The sequence below is a fragment of the Thalassotalea hakodatensis genome, from assembly GCF_030295995.1.
GTDB classification, from domain to species: domain Bacteria; phylum Pseudomonadota; class Gammaproteobacteria; order Enterobacterales; family Alteromonadaceae; genus Thalassotalea_C; species Thalassotalea_C hakodatensis.
In genome coordinates this window covers 1,069,689-1,092,872 of the sequence record NZ_AP027365.1, presented here as the reverse complement: position 1 = coordinate 1,092,872, position 23,184 = coordinate 1,069,689, and the positions used below count along the sequence as shown (strand labels likewise).

The following is a 23,184-nucleotide window of genomic DNA, read 5'->3' as shown; positions in this document are numbered from 1 at the left end:
ATAGTGTGTGTGTGCGATGACAACAACAAATCAAGATAAACATGACCAATTTAATGAGTTTTTTTCTATTGCTCATAATTTCACCGTTAATGTTACCCCATTAAATGACACACAAGTGACGAGTTATCAGAGTTTTTTAGATGCAATACCTACCCCCTTTCTTATGGCTTCTGAGATATCAAGTTTAGATCAAGCAGCCTTAAAGCCTTTGCAAGCACTCAGTGGTGTTGCGGGTCAACTAATAGATTACTTAAACCATCAGGCACGAAAAATTGATTTATTGATGGATTATATTGTTCAGCAACAAGATGAAAGTAATAAGCGATATCAAGGAGTTAGTTTTGGTGGTGGCGGGTTTACCTTTGTTTGTGATCAACCATTTACCATTGGTACATTCATCGAGGTTAAGCTATTCATCCCAACTGACAATTGCGCCATTTATTGTTACGGAGAAATTATTAATCATACCGCTCAACCTGATAATGAAACGACTTCTACGCAACAAGAATACCAAGTGGTTTACCATTTCATTCGTGATGAAGATAGGGATGCATTAGTGCGAGCAAGTTTACATAAACAAAGTAAAGACTTACAAGCACTTGCGGCAAAAAGAAGACAAAAAGAAGCCGAATAACGTCCGTTAGCTTTAGTTAACATGCAACGTTTGTATTAAACGCAAACCCTATTTAACGTGGTATCTACATCTTCCGATGTGGCTTTTTGACGTTCAGCATGCTCTGCAATATTATTTAGTGCACCATGTAACTCTTGGCTTAAGGTTACAACTGTTGCCATATTATCATTAATAGATGCAGTTGCTTGTTGTTGTTCATCAGTGTCTGCCGCTATCTGTGAGGTTAAGTTATTCACTTCTTTAAATACTTCACCCACTTTATTTAAAGCTGCAACCACTTCTTCCGATTGCGTTAGGCTATCTTGAGTAAGCGCTTGCCCTTTGGCAATAGATTGCACCGCATTATTAGATTTTTCTTGTAGACCTTCTACCATTGATTGAATTTCAACGGTTGATTCTTGTGTACGGTGTGCAAGCGCTCTAACTTCGTCAGCGACAACAGCAAAGCCTCTACCTTGTTCACCAGCTCTAGCTGCCTCAATCGCTGCATTTAACGCAAGTAAATTGGTTTGGTCAGCAATGCCACGGATCACATCTAACACTGAACCTATTCGTGCACATTCTTCTTGCAACAATGCTAGGTCATGCGCCATTTCTGTTACTTCTTGGGCAAAATTTGCAATGGTCTTTTGGCTTATTGAAGAAGAGTCCGTTCCATGTTGTAGGGTGGCAAGTACTTCGCTTGTAGTATCACTCACTTGCGCTGCATTTTGTGATAACATCGATGATGTAGACGCGACGTTATCAATCGAATTAGCCATTTGCGTAATTTGGTCACTAGATTGGTCAACAGCAATAACGGCATCACTTATTTGACTGGTTAATAACCCTGCCCCCTCTCTTAATCTTACTGATTCTCGCCTAATCTCAGCAAGTACATCACTTAAGTTATCAATAAAGCCACCAAGATCTTGTGTCATTAACGCTAAATCGTCATTACCCGAATCAACTAGTGGGCCAGATGGTGCTTCATTAACACTAATTACCAAAGCTAAATAACGTTTTAATTTTTCTAAACGACTTCCGACTTGTTGATTAAAAAACCAATAACTAATGGCTACTTGCAATAAACATAATATAAATATTAATGTGATAGCACCAAGTTTAGAAAGCTGCCCTACAAATAATGCTACTGTCATTATTGCTAAAATACCTGCACCAACGATAGGAATAAGCAGTTTAAATTGCAATTTATTCACCATAATCTATCCATCATGTAATTATTTTTATTTTACGTATAACAACAATACACGAGAGCGAATGTGACTCAATAATAGTCGTTATACTAATGACATAACGTTACAGGTAAATTTGACATTTGGCGACTTTTTTAACAACAAAAATACGATAAAAAACAACATATCTTTCACCATAAACGTGTTATTTTACGGTAAAACTTATGATGAAATCTCAGTGTTTAGCATGCAACAGCAGTTAGAATTGCTAGAAATTAACGTTGTTTAACAGGTTTAAATAAATGTAACAAAGGAAATTCATATGAATATATACAGTTATCTACTCATTTTTTTGTGTTTAGCATTCATCGTTGGCGCAGTGATGATTATCTTTCAATCAGCACGGAAGTTCAAGTTAACCGATGAGCAACGTAAAAACATCAAAATACGTGAAGCAGAGCAGCGAAAAAAAGACAAACAAGAAGAGTAGTATTCAGCAACGGCAAAACATCGTTTGTAAATATTTTACGCAAAATCACCACAATAAAAATTCAGTTACAGTTTTGCATATAATTATTGTGATTTTGTACAGTCCACAACAGTTAATATATCTTTACAACTAGCTTTTATTAATATAATTCAATTAATTACAATAAAATCTAAAATAATAAAGATTAAAAAAAGGAAGCTTGAAAGCAGAGTGTTATAAAACGACACATTTTAACCACTTGTTTTTCATTAACTTTATTCGCACCTCAAGTAGATTACAGATTTTTCAGTAGAATTTATGTCAATAAATACATACTTTTTCGTTTAACTCATTAAAAGCCTTTAAAATAAAGTACTTTGATGATTTTGAATTATTTCAAATCATTTCAACTACTTCCAACGTTACCCCCCTCTGTATTGCAGTATCAAAGAAGCACAGCTTACTATCAACACAACGCTAGTAATGAGGCCATATTGAAAGTTTTCATTCATGGCAACAAAACATGACTAGCGCGACATAACAACCAAAAATTAGATGAAAGTCCCAGGGAGTTTAAAATGAAAAAATCTCGATATACTAAGATTTTTACCCGCTCACTTACCGCTATTGCCATTTCTTCAGTAATCGGAATGTCTACGGCTAGTGCAGAAGATATTAGAGGTGTAATTTCAGTTACACAGGGTGTTGCAACAGATATTATCGTAAAAGCTGTTAACGTAGATACAGGAACAACTCGTAGTATTGAATTAGACGATGATGGTAGTTATCGATTAGCAAAATTACCTACAGGTATTTATGAGGTGACCGTTTCTAAAGGTAATCGCGTTTTAGCACTTGAACAAGTACGTGTGTCACTTGGTAAAAATACCATCACCAACTTTGAGGTTGCTGCGCCTAGCAATGACACTGAAGTTATTCAAGTGGTCGCATCTTCCGTTGCTACACTCGATTTAGCGTCGTCTGATTCAGGCCTCATTATCGGAGAGGCAGAAATTGATCGCATGCCAGTCAATCGTAACTTAACATCTGTTGCTTTATTAGCTCCGGGTGTTGTTCAAGGTGATCAATCTTTTGGTGCAAATACTGCTTCATTTGGTGGATCTTCTGTTGCCGAAAATATATGTTATATCAATGGCATGGAAGTAACCAACACACGTAATGGATTAGGTTGTGGTGAACTACCTTTTGAATTTTATAAAGAATTCCAAGTGAAAACCGGCGGCTACTCCGCTCGCTACGGCCGTGCCACTGGTGGTGCCATCAATGCTACAGCGAAAAAAGGTACCAATGAGTGGGAATTTGCAGTCACTGGTACATACTCGCCAGAATCATGGCGAAGTGATGATCGACAAATAGCGCGTTCGAATGGCGGTTCAGGCACCATTTACCGCGATGAAAGCCTTGATGAATTAACCCAAAAAGAAATGACCTTCTCTGTTGGTGGGCCTATCATCAAAGATAAGCTATTTATGTACGCCATTATTAATCCTAAAAGTACTAAACAAAGTTTAACTTTTCAGCCATCATTTTGGGATCATTATTTAGCGAATAATCAATACAGAAAACGCGAATCTTCAGGTGGCGACAATTTATTTTGGGGTGCAACCATTGATTGGGACATTAGTGATAATCACCGATTAAGCTATTTTGGTTATTCAAACAGATCTGACACTCAAGAAACTATTTTTGCCTATAACAATAATGGTGAAGGTGTCGTAGGTAACGAAACAGGTACCCAAATCAGAAAACGCGGAGGCGAAACACACAGCATTAGTTACACCGGTTATATTACTGATGATTTAATTGTCACAGCAATGGCTGGTCGTATTGAAACAGAGTATGAAACAAGTGCTTCTAATATCGCCTGTTCAACGGTTAATGAGGCTCGCGATAACGTTACAACACCTGCGGTAAGCTGTGGCCCTGGTGGTGCATACGGTGAAAACAACGATACTAACACGCAATATGCGTTAGATCTTGAATATACCATCGGCGATCACACGATAACAGCAGGTATTGAAAGCCAAGAACGCGATACCACACGCTTTAATATTCCAACAGGTCCTGATGGCGGTCACTCTTGGACGTATTATACAGTACAACCAGGCGCTTCAATTCAAGGCAATGATGGTGTTCTATTTACCAATACCAGCGATCAGCCGCAAGACTATGTGCGTGACCGTGTCTTTTCTAATGAAGAAAAAGGTGGTGGCTTTACCAGTGACATAAAAGCTTATTTCATTGAAGATGTTTGGACCCTAAGTGATGATCTCACGCTAACCTTAGGTTTACGTGTTGATGACTTCGAAAATACCGGCGTAACGGGTCGTGTTATTAGTTCATTCACGACTGATGTGGCACCTCGTTTAGGTTTTTCATGGGATCCGACAGGTGACGGTGAAAGTAAGCTGTTTGGTACGTTTGGCCAATATTATTTGCCAATAGCTAACAATACTATTTATCGCGCTGCTTCTGGGGTTGATGATAGAACGACTCACTATACCTTTACAGGCGTTGATCCAACAACGGGCGAGCCTATTGGTATAACACCGGTTAATGGCACTAAATCTAATTCAGAAGTCGTTAACTCAACAGCAACGTTCCCAGAAGAAAAAACATTTGTATCAAATAATGCCGAACCATTTTCGAAAATCGAATATATCTTAGGCTATGAAACAATGTTGTCTGATGAATACTCAATGCTAGTTAAAGGTACTTACCGCTATGTTGATTCAGCATTAGATGATTACTGTGGTCAATACTCAAACGCGCACTGTTTAATGATCAACCCAGGAAAAGATGCAATATTCTACACTGATGCTGACGATGATGGCTTAGCTGATACTGACACACCAGTTAAATATGATAATGCGACAACGGTTCAGTTACCAAAAGGTGAAAACAAGTATTACGCACTAGAAACAACCTTAAAATATAAAGTAGAAGACTTCTCATGGACAGCAAGTTATACGTGGTCACACAGTTATGGTAACTTCGAAGGTGCGGTTAAATCAGATAATGGTCAAACAGATGCTGGTGTAACCACTGACTTTGACTTCCCTGCATTAATGGATGGTTCTTACGGTAACTTACCGAATGATCGTCGCCATGTACTTAAGTTCTTCGGTAGTTATAATGTTACTGAACAATTTGTTCTTGGTTGGAATTCAACGTTAGCTAGTGGTCGCCCTCGTGGTATACAAGGTGGTAGCTACTGGAGTACAGATCAAGATCTATACGGAAGCTATGGCGATACTTACTACGTCACACAAGACGATGGCTCTATCACCTATCACCCTCGTGGTAGCAATGGCACAACCCCATGGACATTTAGATTAGATCTTTCAGCAAGTTATACGTTCAATGTCAAAGGCATTGACATGAGAGCTTCATTAGATATTTTCAATGTCTTAGACAATAGCCAACCTGTCAGTATTGTTGATAACTATGAAGGTATTGGCTGGACAGCGGGTGGTCGTAACCAATTTTATGGTGCACCGCTTGACTGGCAAACACCTCGATTTGCGACACTTAACTTTGAAGCACGTTTTTAAAAAATAATTGATGAAAAGTTAATGTAAATGATAAAGCCGCTGAGTAACAACTGAGCGGCTTTTTATCTTGTAATTCTAATGAAGAAATCAACTACGATAAATGGTTTGAATTAAATGATAGCCAAATCGTGTTTTAATGGGTCCATGAATTTTAAGCACTTCTTTTTTAAACACGACATCATCAAACGCTTTAACCATCTGACCTTTCTTAAACTCGCCTAAATCCCCCCCTTTTTTACCAGAAGGACAAGTGGAGAACTTCTTCGCCAGTTGACCAAAGTCAGCGCCTTTGTCAATTTTACTCTTTAGATCATTCGCTTTTTTTTCATTTTTTACCAATATATGACGCGCACATGCCGTTGCCATAACTTACCTTTTCTACCAAGATCAATGACGTTTATTGTAATCGATTTACCCTAATCTGTGCTTAACTTTGCGATATAATTTTTGTTCACATGCAAAATATTCATCACAAAACCCTAGCGTGGACTGCTTAATAGCTAAAAATCACGCAATATGATCCTAATAATAAATCTAACCAATCAGCCCTATAAGAATGAATTATACCCAAATAAGATATTGGTCGGACTTACAATAAAGTCGAAAGTGACATAAAATGTCTATTATTCATTTGTGTAGAGCGATAAGTAGAGCCATATGTCAAACATAGACCACCTTTTTAAAAATAACCGCGCTTGGGCAGATAAAATTAATCAAGAAGATCCTACGTTTTTCGACACCTTAGCAAAACAGCAAAAACCGGAATACCTTTGGATTGGTTGTTCAGATTCTCGTGTGCCTGCTAATGAGTTACTTGGCATGTTACCCGGAGAAGTATTCGTTCACCGAAATATCGCAAATCAGGTGATCCATACTGATCTTAATTGTTTATCTGTCATTCAGTTTGCCGTTGATTACTTAAAAGTAAAACACATAATTGTCTGTGGTCACTATGGTTGTGGCGGTGTGTTAGCATCAATGGATAAAGACAGCTACGGTCTGATTGATAATTGGTTACGCCACATTGAAGACGTACACCGCTTTCATCAAGAAAAGTTGGATGCAATTACTGATCACACCGAGAAGTTTAATACCTTATGCGAACTTAATGTCATTGAACAAGTGGCAAATGTGTGTAATACCACGATCGTACGCAATGCTTGGGAGTCAGGGCAACAACTGACTATACATGGTTTTGTTTACAATTTAGCTGACGGTATTTTAAAAGATTTACACGTATCTTCTGGTGCAGAAAAGCTACCAAAGTAAAACGTATATTTGACTAAACCGGCAACTCGCCGGTTTTTTTATCTTTTAATTTTGTCCTATTGTCGCCTAGTTATACCTAACTTTTTATTATTAAGGATTGTCATTATTTTTAACCTTGTTTATATTGGTTAAAAAAATAACAACATGTACAAGTCGTTTAATGTACATGAAATTAAGGATGATTAATGGCAGATTTAGCAGTAAGCCCCCTACCTGTTGAGGAAGAAGAATCAAATAACTTTTTCGAATTATTACCTGGTAAAGTCCTCGATTTTCAAGTAAACCACCCTGTGCAAGTTAGATTAAGGCTTCCGCTAATCAATCGGGTACGAAACGGGTAAATATATCATGCTAAAGTATCCATCAACTTCTGATAACTTTAATGATGTATTAATTGGAGGCAATGTTGCCATTATTCGCTATTTACTTGAAGGCGACAAAGGATGCTGCTTTGCTTTTAAAGCAACGATTCGCAACATCACACAGTCTCCAGAAAAGCTGATTTTTCTTAACTACCCCAAAAAGATTGAAAATCGTCAACTAAGAGCTCATCAACGAATAACTACACATTTACCTGCGGCAATATCATTAAATGCCCCCGATCAAAGTAATATCGAGTTAAATGGCATCATTGTAGATTTATCACTGAAAGGATGCGGGTTCACCTTTAAAGCAAGTAGTGACATTGTCAATGTTAAGCAACGTGATATTTTTGTATGCGTTACCCACTACGCGACTGGAGAAATGCGCATACCAGCAAGAGTGTGCAATAGTCGCAATGAAAAGGGTCGAGTCAATGTTGGTATTCAATTTAATGAAGGTGATCAACAAGTAGCAACATTACTAGAACAGTTATTTATTGATACCAGCATTTTGTGATTACGGATAGTAAAACAAAAAAATCCAGTAGTTCAACTACTGGATTTTTCATCATATATCACTACGTAATATTGCTAGTAAATTGTGTTAATACCTACAATACACCACGTTCCATTTGATTTAATTCAATAGACTTAAACAGCGCAGTAAAGTTACCTTCACCAAATCCTTTGTCATCAACTCGTTGGATCATTTCAATGAATATAGGTCCAAATATATTCTTAGTAAAAATTTGCAACAAATATGAATTTTCTTGTTGGCTATCCACTAAAATTTGGTGTTCACGAATACGATCTTTATCTTCTTTCACCCAAGGAATACGGTCAAATACATCATCATAATATTCTGGCACAATGTTTAATGTGTCGATAATAGATTTATCAATCTTATCTAGCGAGCCAACTAAATCGTCAGTAATAAATGCTAGATGCTGTACACCTGGTCCATCATATTCATCTAAGTATTCATCAATTTGGTTATTGCTTGTACCCTTACCTTCATTAATCGGAATAGAAAAGTTACCGCAAGGTGATTGTAATGCATATGAAACAAGCGCAGATTTTTCACCCTTAATGTCAAAATAACGTACTTCTGTAAAGCCAAATACGTCTTTATAAAAGTTTGCCCAATGTTCCATTGTACCTTGGTAGACATTGTTAGTGAGGTGATCAACTGCTTTAAAACCTTTGTCTTCTACTTCAACAGGGTTGTCTAATGGTTCGAAGTCATCTTGGTAAATTGAACCTTTATCGCCAAATTTATCAATAAAGTAAATTAAGCTATCACCGATACCATAAATGGCAGGATACGGCAGTTTATTTGCTTCTTCTTGAGCCGACTTAGCACCACGCGCAATCGCTTGTTCAAAGGCAAATTCAGCATCTTCTACTCGCCACCCCATTGAACAAATAGCAGGGCCATGTGCTTTAGCAAACTCACGCGAAAAGCCTTTTTGCTCGTTGTTCAATAAAAAATGAATATCATTTTGGTTGAAGTATTCAATGTCGCGACCTTTAAATTTTTTCGTTTTCGAAAAACCAAAGCCATAAAATGCTTTTTCCATAAAATCAGAATCGGGCGTTGCGTATTCGGTAAACTCGATACCACAAAGTTTTAAAGGGTTTTCTGCGTTAGTCATAAGTTATCTCTCATTGATTTCTTGATGCTATTATTACGAGTAAAAATCTTCAGTAAAAGTGTCGAGAGATCAAGATTTTTGCCTGTATCGTAAATGAATTTGTACGATAAGATTGCTGAAGTTTAAAGCAACTAAAAGCTAGCCCAATCAGGCCGTACAAAGAAGCTGTAAATAATTAGGTACACAGAATGAATTTGTCTGTTTAACGTTAGATAATAAACAGTAAAACTGACTTATACTTGGACGAAAAAAAAGCGCCTATTTGGCGCTTTCTTCAATAATTATGAAACCCGAGCTGGTTTTCGTGTCCTATCATTTCGTCTTTTAGGCTTATCTGTTACAACAGGTGCTTGTGACACAGAAATCTCTAATGCTTGACGACGTACACGTACGCGTTTCAATTGATTAAAGGCTTTCTCTGGCATCCCTTTTGGTAATTGAACAAACGTATGACGATCATGTAAGTTGATCTGACCAATATAACCACTGTCTAGTGCTATTTCATTGGCAATAGCGCCAACAATATCACCAGGCTTGGCACCATGCTCTTTGCCAACTTCTAAACGGTAAGTTTGCCAATCCACATCATTTCGTGCCACTTTTGAGCGACGAGGGCGTTCTCTTTCACCACGATTATCTCTGCTATCACGACCTCTTCCATCACGAGAACGATTGTTATCTCTATCACGAGCTTCACGGCGAGGCTTAGGATCTTCTTTAGGGCGAAGTGGTTGTTTAACTTGTTTCAAGAACAATAAAGCGGCTGCGATATCTGTCATTGAGAGTTCAGTGTCATTTGCCATCCCTTCAATAATTTCACGCATGTCAGCAATATCTTTTTGCTCAAGCAAATTTTTCAATTCCGTTTGCGTACGTGCAATACGTGCTTTACCAATTTCATGAATACTTGGCAATTCAAACGCACTAATTGTACCTGAGGTTAAACGTTCGTATTGACGTAATAAATACATTTCACGTGGTCTTACGAATGAAATTGCAGTACCTGTTCTACCCGCACGGCCTGTTCGACCAATACGGTGAACGTACGATTCGGTATCACCCGGTAAATCATAGTTAATTACCGTAGAAATACGCGGGATATCTAAACCGCGGGCAACTACGTCTGTTGCAATTAAAATTGACGCTTTAGATGATTTAATTTGATCTACAGCGCGTTCACGTTGTGCTTGGTTCATGTCACCATTTAAGGCAAGTGCTGGGTAACCAGCTCTTTCTAATTTTTCAGCAACTTCAACCGTATCACTTCGCGTACGTACGAAAATAATCATCGCATCATATTCAATCGTTTCAGCAATGCGTTCTAAAGCAGTCATCTTATTGATACCACTTACTTTCCATGCAAGTTGTTCAATATTCGCTTTTGCCTTTTTTTCTGCTGCTATTTTTACATGCACAGGATCGGTTAAGAAGCGATTCGCGACCTTACGAATTTGTGCAGGCATAGTGGCAGAAAATAATGCCATTTGCGTTTTTTCAGGTAAATGTTCAAGGATCCACTCAATGTCTTCTAAAAAGCCCATGTTTAGCATTTCATCGGCTTCATCAAGTACACATACTTTAAGATCAGCAAGTTTTAAACTTTTACGACGTAAATGATCCATTAAACGTCCAGGTGTACCTACCACAACTTGAGCACCACGCTCCAGTTGTTGAAACTGTGGTCCATATGATTGACCACCGTATAAAGTAGCTACTTTTAAACCTTTGATATTTTTTGCGAAGGTTTCAATCGCTTCTGCAACTTGAATAGCAAGTTCACGCGTTGGTGCCAATACAAGCATTTGAGGCTTACGTATTGACGTATCAATTTTAGTTAACGCTGGTAAACTGAATGCAGCTGTTTTACCTGTACCTGTTTGTGCTTCACCTAGTACATCAAACCCTTCCAATAATGACGGAATTGTTTTCGCTTGTATCGGTGTTGCTTGGTCAAAACCAAGTGAAGTAACAGCAGAAAGGATATTTTCAGGCAAGCCTAGGCTAGCAAAGCCGGTAACGGCATTGTCGGTATTTAACATATATTTTGTCTTCCCATGGTAAAGCATCTTGTAAACTAACAAGCTTTACGCGATATAAAGAGGAAACCACCAGGAAGACTTTACAAATAGAGGTAGCACGTCAGTGCAGTACAGATCAAGTCTATTGGGATCGCCCCACTTCAAGATTCTTGCTAAAGCATCCGAGCCCTAACAACGAGGCGCGCATTATACAGAATATAACAAAACAAACAAGTAATAAGTGCATAATTTGACCATACAGTTAACTAGTTACTGTGAATAATACTTTTAGCTTAGCCAAACTGGCATTAAAAATTTAATAAAGGAGTAATAATCACATCAGGCAAAATACCGACACCAATACTTAACAAGAAGATAACGCTAAGCCACAGTCGAGTACGCCAAGTTGTAATGTGGCTTATTTTAACAACATCTTGTTTAAACAACTGAAAAATCATTGGTAAATAGTAGCCTAATGCAATACCACTCCCTACAATCAGCGCAATCAATAATGGCCACAATGCATTATTTGCCGCTAATATCATCAGATAAAACTTGCCGATAAAACCACCAGTTAACGGTATACCTATCAAACTTAACACTGCCACAATAAGCACAAAAGCTTTATAGGGCGAATGCCAAAACATTCCCTTCCAGTGTGCTAACTCAATATTATTACCAACATTGCGATCTCGCTCAATTAACACTAACATGCCAAATATCGCAATGTTTGCTATTAAATAAGCGAATAAATAAAACAACACCGCTTGTCTTGCTAACAGTATTGACTGTTGTTGATGTACCAATAAAACAATCATCAAGTACCCCATATGGGCAATCGAAGAAAAAGCTAGAATACGCTTAATATTGTTTTGACCTAGCGCTAAACAGTTTCCCACAATCATAGAAATAATAGCTAAAGCACTTAACGCATGATGAATGCTTGGTAATGCAACCAGTGTTTGAAAGCCTTCTACATAAATACATTTAGCCAATGCAATAAACATCGCGCTTTTAGAAATAGTGGCTAATACAAAGGTCACTGGCGTTGGTGAACCTTGATAAACATCAGGCGTCCAAAAATGAAACGGCACTAATGAGAGTTTAAAGCCAATACCTGCGATAAACAGTAAAAAGCCCATTTGCGCGATCATATTATCGGCATTTTCTGGCTGTATTTGCACAAAAGATAAACTGCCCGTTTGGCTATACAGAAAGGCAATGCCCAGTAACATAAAGCTTGAAGCACTGGCACTTAGTATTAAATATTTAAAACTAACTTCAATAGCATGCCGTTGGTGTCGAAAATACCCCGTTAAACCTACTAATGATATACTTAGTAATTCAAAACCAAGAAATAAACTCGCAAAATGATCACTAGCAACTAAAACCCCAGCACCAAGCACAGTAAGTAAGAGTAATAAATAAAATTCATCATGAACTTCTAGGTGACTGTGTAAATAAGCTTTACTCATATAAACAGCGGAAAATCCCGCCAGTAACACCCACAAAAAGGCGACCAAAGAAAAACTATCAACATATATTAACTCAGTAATATGTACTGCTGTTTGCCCAATTAACGATACCGTAGCAACAATCGTTACCAGCATTACCATTAAGGTAAACCAAGCGATAAGTTGTTGGCTACGTTGCCAAGAAATAAGCAACAAGCAACATACTACTCCTAGGGCAATGAGTAATTGAGGGGTCAATAAAAGCCAAGTATTTAACGACATTTAATAACCCCCTTGAAAAGTAAATTGTAATAACGCTTGAGGGTAAATTCCGATTAACAGAAGCAGTACAGCTAACACCAAGCAGATCGCCCCTTCTCTTATCGATAAGTCTTCTATCTTCGTCGCAGTATTATCAGGTTTTACACCATGAAAAGCAGTTTGAAATAAACGTAGGCCATAGATAGCTGAGCCAATCATTCCGAGTGTCGCTAATAATGCATGTAATGGCGAAACCGCAAATACGCCAAGTAGACTAAAAAACTCACCGATAAAGTTTGCCAGGCCCGGTATGCCAAATGCAGCAGCAACAAACACTAAAGTGACTCCTGCCATCCAAGGCGCACTTAACGCTATATTACCCATTCGGGCTAAATCTCTGGTGTGAATACGATGATAGATCATCCCTGCTAAACAAAAGAGAGCGGCACTGCTAATACCGTGGGCGATAATCGTCACAATAGCGCCATTAAACGCATTATAGTTAAAAGCAAATAATGCCATCATCACAAAACCCATATGGCTTATGCTGCTATAAGCAATTAAACGTTTGCAATCCGATTGTGCAAACGCCATTTTCGCGCCATACAAAATACTCACAACCCCCAGGGTCATGGCGATAGGCGCAAACTGCATGCTGGCATTTGGAAACAGTAAAATAACAAAACGAATCAAACCGTATGCACCTGTTTTCAATAAAACACCTGCCAGCAATACACTGCCTGCTGTTGGAGCTTGAGTGTGAGCGTCAGGCAACCAAGAATGAAATGGTACAGAAGGTAACTTCACGGCAAATGCGATGAAAAAGCCAATCATAAGGAACGTTGCGGTTTCTGGTGAAAATGCTAATTGTTGCCAGTCACTATATAGGAAACTGAATTGTCCAACCTGCTGTTGATGCATGAAAGCAAGCATAATAATCGCCACTAACATGCATAAGCTACTCACTTGGGTAAAGACAAAAAACTTCACAGCAGCAAAATAACGACTTTCATGCCCCCATATTGCAATCAGCGCTGTTATCGGTAACAGCATCACTTCCCAAAACACAAAAAATAAAAAAACATCACTCGCAACAAAGACGCCAATGATCCCAGCAATTGCACAAAGTATATTAAAGTAATAAAACCCCTGCCGTTCACTCACTTCTTGCCATGAAATGGCTATCGCAATACACGCAAGTAATAGCGTTAACGAAATCAATAAAATACTAAGCTGATCAAGTGAAAATTGCAGTTTAATATTGAAAGCTTCGATCCATGTAGCATCAACAATTACCGTCCATGTTTCAAAACTATGTTCAGCTTGAAACAACTGAAAACAAAATAAAAGACTTACGATAACAAGAGCTATAAGCGCGATGATTTTAGGTGCTTGAATAAGATATTTTTCAACACTCCACGCGAGTAACGCAAAGACAAGTAGTAACGCAATCATTAACAGGATAATCATACTAACCACGCTCCTAACCAAAGTATTAACCCACAAGCAAAAGCAGCAGCGTACCAGCGTAATAAGCCATTTTGTAAAGAGGCAGCAACGTCACGTAGCAGTTTGGCATACCAAGCACACAACATCACCAATTGATCGATGAGATCCTTACGATTAACCTTAGCAATGAAGGTAAAAGGCACAACAACCAATTGTGTATATAAGGTGTCAAAACCTAAGCCTGAATAACACCAACGTTTAAACCTATTTATTTCAATACGTTGATAAGACTGGGCAATTTTTGTTGTATGACCCAAACGGTATTCACGAAAAAACCACCAAGAAAAGGCAATACCAATAAAGGGGGTAGCAACCGCAACACTGTGTAGCCAAGAAGGTTCTTGCTTCATCATTTGCGTTGTTAATGGTTGAAAGACAGAGGTTAGATCAATATTCAGCCAACCACCGAGCAATGACAGAATCACCAACAAACTCAGCGACCCTTTAATTAGCACTCCGTCATTTTTTACTATTGATATATTTTCTCTTGCGCTACCCATAAAGGCTAAAAAGAATAACCGACAACTATAAATTGATGTAATTAGGGCACCTATTATCGCTAACCACCAAAAAATAGGGCCTGCCGTAGGAGATTGCCATAAGTGGCCAATAATGGCTTCTTTTGAGAAAAACCCTGAAGTACCTGGTAAGGCAACCAAACAAGCTAGACCGACAATAAAAAATGCAGATTCAACCGGTAATCGCTTTAATAAGCCCCCCATTTTAAAAATGTTTTGTTGATGATGTAAGGCATATATCACTGCACCAGCAGTCAAAAAAAGTAATGCCTTAAAAAACGCATGTGTCATTAAATGAAATACACCCGCGCTCCAAGCACCAGCGCCTAGTGCTAACATCATATAGCCTATTTGGCTCATGGTAGAGTAGGCAAGAATTCGCTTAATATCTGACTGCACTAACGCCGTTATGCCAGCAAGTAACAACGTTAATGCACCAATCCAAGCGATTAATGTCATCACCTCTGGCGACTGAATAAAAACATTATGCATCCGAGCTATTAAATAAACCCCCGCTGTTACCATAGTAGCTGCGTGAATTAAGGCACTCACGGGAGTTGGACCAGCCATAGCATCAGGCAACCAGGTTTGTAATGGTAATTGTGCAGATTTACCTACAGCACCACCTAACAAGAGTAACGTTATCCAGAACGTTCGCTGTTCAGTTAACGGCCATTCTCCTTGTGCTAACGTATTTAAGGTATTTATTTCAAGTGAATTGAGGCTGGTGAAAAGTAAAAGCAAACCGATAACTAATGCAGTATCACCTATACGTGTCATGATAAACGCTTTTCTTGCCGCGGCAGCATTTTCAGGGACTTCATACCAAAAACCAATCAACAAGAAGCTACATAACCCTACTCCTTCCCAACCTAAATAAAGCAAGACTAAATTATCAGCAAGTACTAATAACAACATCGCAACTAGAAACAAATTCATGTATGCCATAAAACGATGAAAATGCGGATCTTCTTTCATATATGCAGCCGCGAAACAATGGATAAGAAAACCTACGCCGCTCACTACACAGACCATAACCGCTGAAAGTCGATCTAAATAAAATGCAATATTAACAGGGTGTGTTGCCCCTGTATCAAAACTGGTTAAGGTAAACCATTGCCAGAGATTGACAGACAAGCTAGAAACATCATTAAAGGTGAGCTGCCACATCAAATAACCACTTGATATGGCAGATAAAAACACTGTTGTCACACTAATAACACTAGCAAGCTGCCACGATAACTGCCGTTGAAAAACGATTAACAGTGCAAAACTAATCAACGGATAAAACGGCAACCAAGCTAAAATCATCATCATTGCCCTTTCAAATCAGATAATACATCGATGTCGAGTGAACGATATTGATGTTTCATACGAATTAATAAAGCTAGACCAACCGCCACCTCTGCAGCTGCAAGCGTTAATATCAACATGAACATAACTTGTCCATCAGCTTGCTGCCAAACACTCCCGGCACCAATGAATGCTACACCGGTGGCATTGAGCATCACCTCTAAGCTCATCAAAATAAACAGGGCATTTTTACGTACGATGACGCCAACAAAGCCAATCAGAAATAAAACACTGGCTAAAATTAAAATATGTTCTAACGGAATAGCCGTCATTTTTGACCTCCGTACGTAACATCTTTTGCAAAGTGATAAGCTGCAATTAAGCCTGACAGTAATAGAAATGATGCAATTTCAACAGCAAGTAAGTAAGGACCATACAACAATATCCCAACCTGTTTTGAATCAATTACCGTCGCAGAAAGTTGCTGCTGTATCCCCTGATGATTGATGGTATATAACAATTGAGCTAACAACACTAAGGCTAAAGCAACAGGTCCTAACCACATTGAAAGGCCTTTATGAGGGGGAGTGTAGTGAGTTTCATCTTCTCGTAAACCAAACAACATTATGGCAAAGACAAACAATACTAAGATAGCGCCAGCATAAACAATCACCTCTAACCCTGCAGCAAAAGGGGCTCCCATAAGGTAGAAACAAACAGCAACGGCAATCAGTGATATCACTAAATACAACAACGCATGTACGGTGTTTTTTCGCGTTACCACCTTGATACTCGCAACGATGGCAATCAGTGCGGCAAGGTAAAACATGGTTACCAACGGAGAAAAACTCATGGCATAAGACCCTTCACATCAATCGGAGGCTTCTCTTGGCTGCCTTGACCTTTGCCTTTGTTTTTTATTGAGATCCCTGATTGCTGATAGAAACTATAATCTGGATACTTTCCGACACCATCGATTAATAAATGATGTTTTTCATACACTAAACTTTGGCGATCATACTCAGCAAGTTCAACATCGGGGGTTAATTGAATAGCATATGTCGGGCAAGCTTCTTCACAAAAACCACATAAGATACATCGCGAGAAGTTAATTCTAAAAAACTCAGCTCGCATTCTACCGTCATCATCAACCGTTTGCTGCAATGCAATACAGTCTACAGGGCAAGCAACCGCACAAAGATTACAAGCAACGCAACGCTCTTGACCGTCAGGCTCTCTTGTTAACACAATTCTGCCACGATACCGTGGCGCTAAGTACGGTTTTTTTTCAGGGTACTCAACCGTATCAGCTTTGGTAAACGTATGCTTTAGCACCAACCACATCGTTCGCAATTGACTCAACATTAAATCACCTCCGTTAACGCCAACACTGCTGTTACCAGCAAATTAACTAACGCGAGTGGCAGCATATATTTCCAGCCAAACAGCAGTAATTGATCAAACCTCGGACGCGGCAGTGATGTACGCAATAAAATAAACACCATCACCAACACACTTACTTTTAATAAATACCAAACAAGCGGCGGAAGCCATGATGCTAAAGGCTCAGGCATTAGCCAGCCACCAAAAAATAACACCACAGACATACAGGAAATTAGCATCACGCCAAGATATTCGCCTAAGAAAAACAGTGCAAATTTCAGCCCAGAATATTCCGTATGAAAGCCTGCTGTTAATTCAGTTTCGGCTTCTGGTAAATCAAACGGCAAACGATGACTTTCTGCAATACCCGCAATAAAAAAAACAATAAAGCCAACAAATTGCGTTTGAATAAACCATCCTGATTGTTGGCTTAACACAATTTCTCGTAAGTTAAAGCTACCACTTAACAGCACAACCCCCATTAGTGACAATCCCATAAACACTTCATAACTCACCGTTTGTGCTGCAGCCCGCATACCGCCGAGTAATGCGTACTTAGAATTTGATGCCCACCCTGCAAGTACTACAGAATAAACAGCAAGCGAGGCCATTGCTAAAAAGAACAATAAACCAATATTTAAATCAGCAACCCCGATATTCGGTGAAAAAGGAATAACAGCAAAACTCATTAACACACAAACAGCACCGATAACAGGTGCAATAATAAACACTAATTTGTCACTAAAGGGTGGCACCCAATCTTCTTTGCCAAGAATTTTTATTAAATCAGCGAACGACTGTAAAATGCCAAAAGGGCCTACCCTGTTTGGACCTAATCTATCTTGCCAAAGACCGATTAAGCGACGTTCCACCCAAACCAGCATTGCTGCAGAGGGAATAAGCAAGCCTAATATAATGGTGATTTCAAGCAGTTTTAACCATGTATCAAACATCCTCTAATCCTCCAGACACTAACCGGATTGGTATCGTTTGATCTTTTTCTTTCAGTCTTTTTAACGTGTTCTCTTGTTCTAGTTTAGCCAACGTCAAACGCTGCTCAACTTGTAACTGCCATTGTTCAAGTGCTTGTTCATCAGCCAAAATAACATTAACTAACTGCCAATGGTTTTCATGCAACTCATCTGCTTGTAAGAAAAGGTGATCATCCGGTAAATCCGCATCAATCATTAACTGAGCGAATACATCAACTCTTGTTGAATCTATGCTTTGAGATAACGACACTTTTACCCATTGCTTGGTGGCTAATTGATGTTGGTCGGCATAGTTTTGTGATGCATATAACACATTAGGTTGCACTAACATGTTAAATTCAGCTTGTTGTTTTGTTAACCAAGCACGACGAAGCCATGGGATACTCACCGCTAAACTAATCTCGGTGTTATTAGCGATAGCCTGTTTACCGTTTTCTTCAGTTTGATGTTGGTTAACAGGCTGTTCTGTGAAAGGTAAAAAAGTCGCAGATTGTCTTTTTATTAAAGGGCCATTAGGCCGCTGTTGATAAAACGTGATTGCTTGATTTGAATTCCAACTTGGCGCCCACACGAAGGGCATTTTATCGCCTGAATCAATCGCTCCCCCTTCCATTGAAAAGTGAAAAGCCTCTTCACTTTGTGTTGTTTTGGCTTCATGAACCGATTGATTGGCCATTTTAGCTGTTCTACCACTTGCTCTATGTGGCTCTCTAGCGATTGACAAATCGTTCATTGTTAGCGTTATTGGCCAATGGGGAATATGCTCTTTAAACCATTGATGTAACGCTGAAAAGCTATTAATAAATGTTATTTCATCGGTTAATTTCTCTAAACCATTTGCCACCAAACATAACCACTGCCAAGCATTTTGTATCGGTAGTACAGCGGGTGTCACAGCGAAGAAAGGTTGAACCCTTCCTTGATAATTAGCAAAATGTCCCTGAGATTCAGTCACAGGCGTTGCAGGTAACACCATATTAGCAGCTTGGGTAAAGTTACTATCACTGTGGTCTATTGCAATACAAAATTTATTAGCACCCTTTAAGCATTCAATTTGTCTATCCGATAAACTCGATAATTCATGCTCTAGGACAATCAATCCAGCAATGTCTTGATCGTTTATCACTTGCGTGATTATTTGTTCAACGGCTTTTGTATTTTCTTGGGTTAAATATAATTGCCCTACCGTATTCGCTTCCGGTGCTGTTAGCAGTGAACGGCTATTAGTATGACACGTTTTAACCGCATCAATTAACCTAATGCTAGACGAGAATAGACCATAATGTTGATGGCTCCACCCACTGATAATCAAAGGATTTTTCGCCTGATTGATCGCATCAGCAATTTGAAAAATATCAGATGTTACTTCTTTATTTCGAGCCTTGTTTGTTAATACTTCAATTAATTGTTCAATCGCCAGCTTTGTTTCTTCTGGCGATTGCAAATATCGAGCAGTCGCTACAGAGTCTAATTTAGTGCCGACACTGGTAAAAATATATAACGGTGATTTTTGTTCCGCGGCTATCGTTCTTACTGCACTATCTTGCCAGGACGGTATCCCCATACTTTCGGCCCGCGCAATACCCTTATTACGTAATGCTTGTCTTACCGATAAAGCAACTCTTGACGCACTTTGCGTAATATCTTCATCAATGATGAGTACAAAATCTGCTTGTTCTATTTCAGCTAAAGAAACCGGTTGATGTCGTGATAAGTACTCTGCATGCTTTTTAGCAAAAGGCAGCTGTGCTGTTGAAAAACCTGTAGAAAAATTTCCAGCGCCCACCACTTCTTTTAATAACTGATTGCTTTCAATACTAGCTCGGCCTGATCCTATCGCTAAAAATTGCTTTTTCCGATAAGGCAACAAAGCACGAATAACATCTTGTTTTTTTAAGCCCATTGGCGACGAATGATTAATACCCTTAGTACTGGATAATCGTTTGCTGCTATTGACATACGTTAACCCAAAACGCCCGTGATCACAGATAAAATAACCATTTAACTCATGATGATAACGGTTCATGACTCGTCTCACACTACCATATCTTTCACCCACGCTAATATTGCAACCCACAGAGCAATTTGCACAAATAGAAGGCGCTGATTGTAAATCCCATTTACGCGTATAATGTGCTGAGAAGTGTTTGTTGGTAAACACCCCTGTTGGACAAACTTCCACTAGGTTTCCGCTAAATTCACTTTCTAGTTGTCCATCTTCTTGTCGACCAAAGTACACTTGGTTTTTAGAGCCAAACACACCAAGATCTTCTCCGCCTGCATAATCTTTATAAAAACGAACACAACGATAACAAGTAATGCAGCGATTCATTTCGTGACCAACAAATTGCCCTAAATCTTGATTTGTGAACGTACGCTTTAATCCCTCATAATGACGAGATGTGTGGCCAGTCATCACGGTCATGTCTTGTAAATGGCACTCCCCCCCTTCTGCGCATACAGGGCAATCGTGCGGATGGTTTGTCATCATTGCCTCAATCACCTGTTCACGAAATTCCCGCGAAGAATGATCTTTCATACTAATGCGCATACCTTCCGTCACAGGCGTGGTACAGGCCATTACGATACGACCTTTTTCATCATGCTCGTCTTGATATTGCGTCACAGCACATTGACGGCAAGCACCAACAGAGCCCATAGCAGGATGCCAACAAAAGTAAGGTAGATTTAACTTATTAGACAGTACACCAGCAAGTAAATTGTCATTACTGTCAACTTGATAAGCTTCGCCGTCGATATAAATAGTCAGTGATTGGTTATCCATGAAGCCCCCTTTTTTGATATGGGCAACAGTGATGCTCAATATGCTGCAAGAAATCATCAGTAAAGTAGTTTAATGCGCTTCTTAATGGCCCTACTGCACCTGGGGCTAACGCACAATGCGTTTTCCCAATCCACATAAAATCACATAATCGATAAAGCTCATCAATATCTGTTGATGTGCCTTTTCCTTGCTCTATTCTTGTTAAAATTTCCAATGCCCAAGGTGTGCCATCACGACACGGTGTACACCAACCACAAGATTCTTGCGCGAAAAACTGCATAATATTTTTAACCATGGCAACAGGGCAATTTTTATCATCTAACACAATAAGCCCGCCTGTTCCTAAGCGACTGCCAGCCTTGGCGATCGAATCGTAATCCATCGCCACATCTAAATGCTCGGGTAACAGAAAGTCTGTTGACGCGCCACCGGGTAATAATCCTTTTAATGTTAAGCCTTCGCACATACCACCCGCGTGATCATTTAAAAGCTTTCCTATGCTGACTCCCATCGGCAGCTCCCACAGCCCTGGGGTATTGATGCGACCACATGCACCATAAATTTTAGTTCCGGCATCACTTTCTGACGCGTGCTGTTGATACCACTCAACACCGTGAGCAAAAATATGGGGTAAATTACTTAAGGTTTCTACGTTATTTACGATAGTGGGTTTACCAAATAAACCTGCCACTTGTGGAAAAGGTGGTTTCGCCCGAGGGATTGCTCGCTTGCCTTCTAAAGCATTAATCAGCGCCGTTTCTTCACCGCAAATATAGCGCCCAGCACTGGTATGTAAATGTAACTCAAGATTAAAGCCGCTTTGCTGAATATCTTTACCTAACCAGTTTGCTTGATAGGCTTCGTTGATCGCTTGCTGGAGTCGTTTCGCCGCAAGATGGTATTCCCCCCTTAAAAATATATAAGCACACGTTGCCCCAATGATATAACCGGCAATAATCATTGATTCAATAAGCTGATGTGGAACGCCTTCTAATAACAATCGATCTTTAAACGTACCGGGCTCCATTTCATCAGCGTTACAGATAAGGTATTTAGGTTCCCTTGCTCTTGGATCTCCTTCTTCAAAGTCAGGTAAAAAGCTCCACTTCATGCCTGTAGGGAAACCCGCACCGCCACGACCTTTTAAACCTGAATTTTTCACAACCTCTAAGGCCTCTGTTGGCGTATACTCTGAAAGCACTTTTTTCGCAGCTGTATAACCTTTTTGTTGGCAATAGTCCTTGAGACTTAACGGGTTATTGACATTAACCAAGTGCGTTAACGGATGTGTAAGAGGTGTCATCTGCTCACCTCTTTATTTTCTGCCGCATGCAAAGTTTCTAAGATATCTACCACCGTTTGTGGCGTGAGATTTTGATACTGTTCATTTCCTATCATCATAACAGGTGAACGATCACAGGCCCCTAAACAAGCATTTGACAGTAAGGTGAACATGCCATCAGAAGTAGTTTGGCCATAATCTATCGATAAATGACTTTTAATCGCAGACATCACCTCACTATAACCACACAAATGGCAACTGATACTGTTGCATACATGGATCACGTATTTACCGACAGGTTGGCGGTAAATAAGATTATAAAACGTTGCAACACCTTCTAAATCTGCTGACGGTATTCGTAAATAGGCAGCAATTGCATGCAGCGATTCATCACTGATCCAACCTCGTTGCAGTTGTACAATTTTTAACGCTTCGATACTGCAAGCTTCCCGTGTTTCCATGATCTGTAACTCATGATCAATAGCTGACTTCTCTTGCTCAGTAAGATAGTCCAATGTTAATAAGTTACGGTTTAAATCTATCGTCATAA

20 protein-coding genes are annotated in these 23,184 nt (G+C 39.3%); 6 read left to right on the top strand and 14 right to left on the bottom strand.

Features of this window, described 5'->3' with window-relative positions; translation table 11 throughout:
- Positions 1-16 precede the first annotated feature (16 nt).
- Positions 17-634: a PilZ domain-containing protein gene (locus tag QUE72_RS04710; RefSeq protein WP_074496643.1), complete on the top strand. Its 618-nt coding sequence runs from the start codon at positions 17-19 to the stop codon at positions 632-634.
- Positions 635-669: 35 nt separating this feature from the next.
- Here the strand turns inward: QUE72_RS04710 and QUE72_RS04705 are convergent, their stop codons facing one another.
- Positions 670-1,836 (bottom strand): methyl-accepting chemotaxis protein, encoded by a 1,167-nt coding sequence (locus QUE72_RS04705; RefSeq protein ID WP_074496644.1) that lies wholly within the window; start codon positions 1,834-1,836, stop codon positions 670-672.
- A 295-nt stretch (positions 1,837-2,131) separates the two neighbouring features.
- Between QUE72_RS04705 and QUE72_RS04700 the strand changes: the two genes are divergently transcribed.
- Together QUE72_RS04700 and QUE72_RS04695 are read left to right on the top strand one after the other, a co-directional pair.
- Positions 2,132-2,299: a DUF2897 family protein gene (locus tag QUE72_RS04700; protein ID WP_286271873.1), complete on the top strand. Its 168-nt coding sequence runs from the start codon at positions 2,132-2,134 to the stop codon at positions 2,297-2,299.
- A 557-nt stretch (positions 2,300-2,856) separates the two neighbouring features.
- Complete coding sequence (locus tag QUE72_RS04695) at positions 2,857-5,853, top strand: TonB-dependent receptor (protein WP_286271872.1); 2,997 nt, start codon at positions 2,857-2,859, stop codon at positions 5,851-5,853.
- 87 nt (positions 5,854-5,940) lie between these two features.
- On the opposite strand, the gene ppiC is transcribed toward QUE72_RS04695, so the two are convergent.
- Positions 5,941-6,219 (bottom strand): peptidylprolyl isomerase PpiC, encoded by a 279-nt coding sequence (gene ppiC / locus QUE72_RS04690; RefSeq protein ID WP_286271871.1) that lies wholly within the window; start codon positions 6,217-6,219, stop codon positions 5,941-5,943.
- Between the two features lie 291 nt (positions 6,220-6,510).
- Between ppiC and can the strand changes: the two genes are divergently transcribed.
- The 3 genes from can to QUE72_RS04675 all read left to right on the top strand — a co-directional run bounded on the left by can (position 6,511) and on the right by QUE72_RS04675 (position 8,001).
- Complete coding sequence (gene can, locus QUE72_RS04685; protein ID WP_286271869.1) at positions 6,511-7,122, top strand: carbonate dehydratase; 612 nt, start codon at positions 6,511-6,513, stop codon at positions 7,120-7,122.
- Between the two features lie 185 nt (positions 7,123-7,307).
- On the top strand, positions 7,308-7,463 hold the full coding sequence (locus QUE72_RS04680; protein WP_286271868.1) for a hypothetical protein: 156 nt from the start codon (positions 7,308-7,310) through the stop codon (positions 7,461-7,463).
- Between the two features lie 7 nt (positions 7,464-7,470).
- The gene (locus QUE72_RS04675) at positions 7,471-8,001 is read left to right on the top strand and encodes a PilZ domain-containing protein (protein WP_286271867.1); all 531 of its coding nucleotides are present in this window, start codon (positions 7,471-7,473) and stop codon (positions 7,999-8,001) included.
- A 94-nt stretch (positions 8,002-8,095) separates the two neighbouring features.
- Here QUE72_RS04675 and hppD read toward each other — a convergent pair whose 3' ends face one another.
- From hppD to nuoE, 12 genes are all read right to left on the bottom strand, one after another.
- Positions 8,096-9,139 (bottom strand): 4-hydroxyphenylpyruvate dioxygenase, encoded by a 1,044-nt coding sequence (gene hppD / locus QUE72_RS04670; protein WP_286271865.1) that lies wholly within the window; start codon positions 9,137-9,139, stop codon positions 8,096-8,098.
- A gap of 281 nt (positions 9,140-9,420) precedes the next feature.
- A complete protein-coding gene (locus QUE72_RS04665; RefSeq protein ID WP_286271862.1) occupies positions 9,421-11,178 on the bottom strand; it encodes a DEAD/DEAH box helicase in 1,758 nt (585 codons plus the stop codon).
- Between the two features lie 287 nt (positions 11,179-11,465).
- A complete protein-coding gene (locus tag QUE72_RS04660; protein ID WP_286271860.1) occupies positions 11,466-12,893 on the bottom strand; it encodes an NADH-quinone oxidoreductase subunit N in 1,428 nt (475 codons plus the stop codon).
- Positions 12,894-14,342 (bottom strand): complex I subunit 4 family protein, encoded by a 1,449-nt coding sequence (locus QUE72_RS04655; RefSeq protein ID WP_286271859.1) that lies wholly within the window; start codon positions 14,340-14,342, stop codon positions 12,894-12,896. It abuts the gene before it with no gap.
- Positions 14,339-16,216, bottom strand: coding sequence for an NADH-quinone oxidoreductase subunit L (gene nuoL / locus QUE72_RS04650; RefSeq protein WP_286271856.1), 1,878 nt, complete (start codon positions 16,214-16,216; stop codon positions 14,339-14,341). The genes QUE72_RS04655 and nuoL overlap by 4 nt, the downstream gene beginning before the upstream one ends.
- Entirely contained in the window at positions 16,213-16,524 is a 312-nt protein-coding gene (gene nuoK / locus QUE72_RS04645) for an NADH-quinone oxidoreductase subunit NuoK (RefSeq protein WP_074500540.1), read from the bottom strand. Before nuoK ends, nuoL begins: the two co-directional genes overlap by 4 nt.
- Positions 16,521-17,045, bottom strand: coding sequence for an NADH-quinone oxidoreductase subunit J (gene nuoJ, locus QUE72_RS04640; protein WP_083602155.1), 525 nt, complete (start codon positions 17,043-17,045; stop codon positions 16,521-16,523). Before nuoJ ends, nuoK begins: the two co-directional genes overlap by 4 nt.
- A complete protein-coding gene (gene nuoI, locus QUE72_RS04635) occupies positions 17,042-17,557 on the bottom strand; it encodes an NADH-quinone oxidoreductase subunit NuoI (RefSeq protein WP_074500542.1) in 516 nt (171 codons plus the stop codon). The genes nuoJ and nuoI overlap by 4 nt, the downstream gene beginning before the upstream one ends.
- The gene (gene nuoH, locus QUE72_RS04630) at positions 17,557-18,528 is read right to left on the bottom strand and encodes an NADH-quinone oxidoreductase subunit NuoH (protein ID WP_286271854.1); all 972 of its coding nucleotides are present in this window, start codon (positions 18,526-18,528) and stop codon (positions 17,557-17,559) included. The genes nuoI and nuoH overlap by 1 nt, the downstream gene beginning before the upstream one ends.
- A complete protein-coding gene (gene nuoG / locus QUE72_RS04625; RefSeq protein WP_286271852.1) occupies positions 18,521-21,352 on the bottom strand; it encodes an NADH-quinone oxidoreductase subunit NuoG in 2,832 nt (943 codons plus the stop codon). The genes nuoH and nuoG overlap by 8 nt, the downstream gene beginning before the upstream one ends.
- Entirely contained in the window at positions 21,345-22,655 is a 1,311-nt protein-coding gene (nuoF, locus tag QUE72_RS04620; RefSeq protein ID WP_074500547.1) for an NADH-quinone oxidoreductase subunit NuoF, read from the bottom strand. Before nuoF ends, nuoG begins: the two co-directional genes overlap by 8 nt.
- Positions 22,652-23,182, bottom strand: coding sequence for an NADH-quinone oxidoreductase subunit NuoE (gene nuoE, locus QUE72_RS04615; RefSeq protein WP_286271851.1), 531 nt, complete (start codon positions 23,180-23,182; stop codon positions 22,652-22,654). The genes nuoF and nuoE overlap by 4 nt, the downstream gene beginning before the upstream one ends.
- Positions 23,183-23,184 lie beyond the last annotated feature (2 nt).

What these genes read in the sequence shown, in the direction of transcription:
- QUE72_RS04710 (WP_074496643.1), top strand. Translation starts at nt 17, where the DNA reads ATGACAACAACAAATCAAGATAAACATGACCAATTTAATGAGTTTTTT.
- QUE72_RS04705 (WP_074496644.1), bottom strand. Translation starts at nt 1,836, where the DNA reads ATGGTGAATAAATTGCAATTTAAACTGCTTATTCCTATCGTTGGTGCA.
- QUE72_RS04700 (WP_286271873.1), top strand. Translation starts at nt 2,132, where the DNA reads ATGAATATATACAGTTATCTACTCATTTTTTTGTGTTTAGCATTCATC.
- QUE72_RS04695 (WP_286271872.1), top strand. Translation starts at nt 2,857, where the DNA reads ATGAAAAAATCTCGATATACTAAGATTTTTACCCGCTCACTTACCGCT.
- ppiC (WP_286271871.1), bottom strand. Translation starts at nt 6,219, where the DNA reads ATGGCAACGGCATGTGCGCGTCATATATTGGTAAAAAATGAAAAAAAA.
- can (WP_286271869.1), top strand. Translation starts at nt 6,511, where the DNA reads ATGTCAAACATAGACCACCTTTTTAAAAATAACCGCGCTTGGGCAGAT.
- QUE72_RS04680 (WP_286271868.1), top strand. Translation starts at nt 7,308, where the DNA reads ATGGCAGATTTAGCAGTAAGCCCCCTACCTGTTGAGGAAGAAGAATCA.
- QUE72_RS04675 (WP_286271867.1), top strand. Translation starts at nt 7,471, where the DNA reads ATGCTAAAGTATCCATCAACTTCTGATAACTTTAATGATGTATTAATT.
- hppD (WP_286271865.1), bottom strand. Translation starts at nt 9,139, where the DNA reads ATGACTAACGCAGAAAACCCTTTAAAACTTTGTGGTATCGAGTTTACC.
- QUE72_RS04665 (WP_286271862.1), bottom strand. Translation starts at nt 11,178, where the DNA reads ATGTTAAATACCGACAATGCCGTTACCGGCTTTGCTAGCCTAGGCTTG.
- QUE72_RS04660 (WP_286271860.1), bottom strand. Translation starts at nt 12,893, where the DNA reads ATGTCGTTAAATACTTGGCTTTTATTGACCCCTCAATTACTCATTGCC.
- QUE72_RS04655 (WP_286271859.1), bottom strand. Translation starts at nt 14,342, where the DNA reads ATGATTATCCTGTTAATGATTGCGTTACTACTTGTCTTTGCGTTACTC.
- nuoL (WP_286271856.1), bottom strand. Translation starts at nt 16,216, where the DNA reads ATGATGATGATTTTAGCTTGGTTGCCGTTTTATCCGTTGATTAGTTTT.
- nuoK (WP_074500540.1), bottom strand. Translation starts at nt 16,524, where the DNA reads ATGACGGCTATTCCGTTAGAACATATTTTAATTTTAGCCAGTGTTTTA.
- nuoJ (WP_083602155.1), bottom strand. Translation starts at nt 17,045, where the DNA reads ATGAGTTTTTCTCCGTTGGTAACCATGTTTTACCTTGCCGCACTGATT.
- nuoI (WP_074500542.1), bottom strand. Translation starts at nt 17,557, where the DNA reads ATGTTGAGTCAATTGCGAACGATGTGGTTGGTGCTAAAGCATACGTTT.
- nuoH (WP_286271854.1), bottom strand. Translation starts at nt 18,528, where the DNA reads ATGTTTGATACATGGTTAAAACTGCTTGAAATCACCATTATATTAGGC.
- nuoG (WP_286271852.1), bottom strand. Translation starts at nt 21,352, where the DNA reads ATGGATAACCAATCACTGACTATTTATATCGACGGCGAAGCTTATCAA.
- nuoF (WP_074500547.1), bottom strand. Translation starts at nt 22,655, where the DNA reads ATGACACCTCTTACACATCCGTTAACGCACTTGGTTAATGTCAATAAC.
- nuoE (WP_286271851.1), bottom strand. Translation starts at nt 23,182, where the DNA reads ATGACGATAGATTTAAACCGTAACTTATTAACATTGGACTATCTTACT.